The following is a 2,757-nucleotide window of genomic DNA, read 5'->3' on the forward strand; positions in this document are numbered from 1 at the left end:
GTCGGCGCTGGCGCGCCGAGGCGGTCCCCGGGCAGACGCACGCAGCGTTGCTGATCGATCTGGACAACTTCAAACCTATCAACGATCAGGCCGGACACGACGCCGGTGATGCGCTGCTGCGTCGGCTGGCACTGCTGTTGCGCGAACAGAGCCGGCCCGTCGATGCCGTGGCGCGCTTAGGGGGCGACGAGTTTGCGGTGCTGCTCTACAACTGCGACGAAACACAGGCCGTCGAGGTCGCTCAGCGTATCCTGGATGCGTTGCAGCAGTTCGTGTTCGAATGGCAGGGTCGGTTGTTCCGACTGGGAGCCAGCATCGGAGTGGTGACGTTCGACGCCGGCGCCTCCGACGAAGCCTGGTCCGACGCGCTCAAGCGCGCCGACGACGCATGCTATGCCGCTAAGCGTGCCGGGCGCGGCTGCGTTGTCAGCGCATCCAACAACGCAGCATCCCCGCTATCGTCAACGCCCGGGCCATCGACGCTCTAGCGTCACGGCAGCGCCGCCGCCCACGCCACCAACGCCTCCAACGCCGGGCGGGCAGCACGCGCATGGGGGTGGTTGACGATAGCCACCAGTACCCGCCGTCGCCCGTTGGCGGCATGCACATAACCCGCGAGGGCCTGCACGTCGGCCAAGCTGCCCGTCTTCAAGTGGGCGGTGGCCGCGCCCATCGCGCTGCGGCGCAGCGTGCCGTCCACACCTGCCAGCGGCAACGACGCCGTCAGATCCGGCATCCACGGGCTGGCCCACACCCACTGGAGCAGCTGCGCCAGCGCTGCCGCGGTCACACGCGCATCGCGGCTGAGGCCCGCGCCGTTGTCCACGCGTGGGGGCGCCGCATCCGACACGCAGGCCCGCCACCACGCCTGCAACACGGTACGCGCACTGTCGAACGTGGCCGCCGTGCGCGGCTGCGGCGCTCGGTCGTCGATGACCGGCAGCAGCGACCCATCGCGGCGGCCGCGTCCACAGCCCGCGCTTGCCTCGCCCAGCGGCACGCGCGCCAGCGTCAGCAGCAGCTGCTGCGCCATCACGTTGTTGCTAAATTTGTTGACGTCGCGCACCACCTCGGCCAGTGGCACCGACTCGAACCACAGGCGCGGGGTCAGATGGCCCGGCACGACGCCGTCGCGCACCGCGCCATCGAGCACACCGCCCAGCTGCGCCCACACGCCCGCTACCGCACGCGCCGCAAAGCGTTCGGGCTGCGGATGAGCCACTGCCCACAGCCGCTGCCCGCACGCGCGCGGGTAGCGCCCCGCAAAACGCGGGCGGCGCGCGTCGGTCCAGTCGGGGCGCAGCGTCGCGCGCCAGTCGTCGCATGGCCCCTCACCCAGCGGCACGGTGTCGGGCACTGTCACCTCGGCCAGCGGCGGCTCCAGCAGCACGCGCGCCACCCCCGCCGCCTCGTCGGGCACGAAGGTCAGCACCTGCGCACGGAAGTTGACCAGCAGCGCGTCGGGCGCGGCGTTGTACGGCCGCAGCGGCTCACCGTCAAAGGCCGCCGGGTCGTGCGGCGGCAGCGCAAAAGCGCTGCGGTCCAGCACAATGTCCCCGGTGATGTGGCGGATACCCAGCCCCTGCACGCGCCGCAGCAGCAGCCACAGCCGCTCGCTGACCAGCTTGGGGTCTCCATCGCCGCGCAGATACAGCGAGCCGTGCAGCACACCGTCGTGCACCGGCCCGTCGGTGTAGACCGCCGTACGCCACACGAACGCCGGCCCCAGCAGGTCCAGCGCCGCGGTGGTGGTCACCAGCTTCATCACCGACGCCGGGTTCATCGGCTCATGGGCGCGGTGCGCCAACAGCACGCGCCCGCCGGGTACGGCATCGGCCACCACCACCGCCACCGCCGCTGGCGGCACAGCGGCGCGGTCCAGCGCTCGCTGCACAGCGGGCGGCAGCGCCTGGCCGGCCAATACCGGCCCCACGGCCAGCGCCACCATCACCACTCCGCCCCCCGCGGTCCGGGCCCACCATCGCCACCACACGCGCTTCATGGCTCCCTCCGTTATCCTATTTTCGCCCTCCTCCCACCAGATCTGCAGCGGCCGCCCCCGCAGAGGGCGCGGCATCCCCCGGCAGGGGCGCTGCGGCACTGCCGCAGTCCGCACTGCAGGCAGGCAGCACCCGCGCTACCGCTGGCCGCGGAGACAGCCTGCTCAGCCGCCGTTGGTACAGCGCCCTGTCCGTCGGCTCGACCCGTGGCTGCACCACGATGACCAGCACCGCCGCTTTCTGCCCCGGCAACAATGGTGCCCAGGTCGAGGTCGATGAAATGGCGCTCCTGCGTCAGGCGCTGCATGGATCCAGCGGGTGGGTACCCCAAACCGGCCATGACAAAACCGGTCTCACACCGAACCTTCCCTTCCGACGACCAGGATGTGCGCCTCGCCCAGCGGGTGGGCCACATGTTCGCAGCCTGCCCCCGCCAAGAACACATCGCCCGTGTGCAGGCGCACGCAGCACTCCTGGCCGTCTTACCGGTAGGGTATATCCACCACGCCATCGAGTACAGCGAATACCTCTTCGCCATCGTTGACAGGCAAGCGCTAAGTGGCATTGGTCCAGTGCAGCCGCACCGTGACGCCGTCCAGATGCGCGATGTCGAGCGCGCCCCAGGGCCGGTCGGCGGCGAAGCGGCGGGCTTGGAAGATGGCGGTCATGGGCCTACTCCGGGACAAAATCGGAAAAGCAGAGCAGAAGGACGGCTGAGCCCGACCCGGACCACGGCCGCCCTGGTGTTGTGCATGTG

General features: G+C 70.5%; 2 protein-coding genes and 1 pseudogene. 1 reads left to right on the forward strand and 2 read right to left on the reverse strand.

The annotated features are described in order from the left end of the window. A partial coding sequence (locus tag V7Z54_RS09750; RefSeq protein ID WP_334136207.1) for a GGDEF domain-containing protein occupies positions 1-488 on the forward strand: 488 nt, incomplete at its 5' end. 2 nt (positions 489-490) lie between these two features. Here V7Z54_RS09750 and V7Z54_RS09755 read toward each other — a convergent pair. Both V7Z54_RS09755 and V7Z54_RS09760 read right to left on the reverse strand, forming a co-directional pair. Beyond that, a complete protein-coding gene (locus V7Z54_RS09755; RefSeq protein ID WP_443082471.1) occupies positions 491-2,002 on the reverse strand; it encodes a D-alanyl-D-alanine carboxypeptidase/D-alanyl-D-alanine-endopeptidase in 1,512 nt (503 codons plus the stop codon). Positions 2,003-2,353: 351 nt separating this feature from the next. Next, positions 2,354-2,668, reverse strand: a pseudogene (locus tag V7Z54_RS09760) (cupin). Between the last annotated feature and the right edge of the window lie 89 nt (positions 2,669-2,757).

The organism is Tepidimonas sp. (genome assembly GCF_036824975.1).
Taxonomy (GTDB): domain Bacteria; phylum Pseudomonadota; class Gammaproteobacteria; order Burkholderiales; family Burkholderiaceae_C; genus Tepidimonas.

Coding starts and splice junctions, on each gene's coding strand:
- V7Z54_RS09755 (WP_443082471.1), bottom strand. CDS start 2,002: ATGAAGCGCGTGTGGTGGCGATGGTGGGCCCGGACCGCGGGGGGCGGA.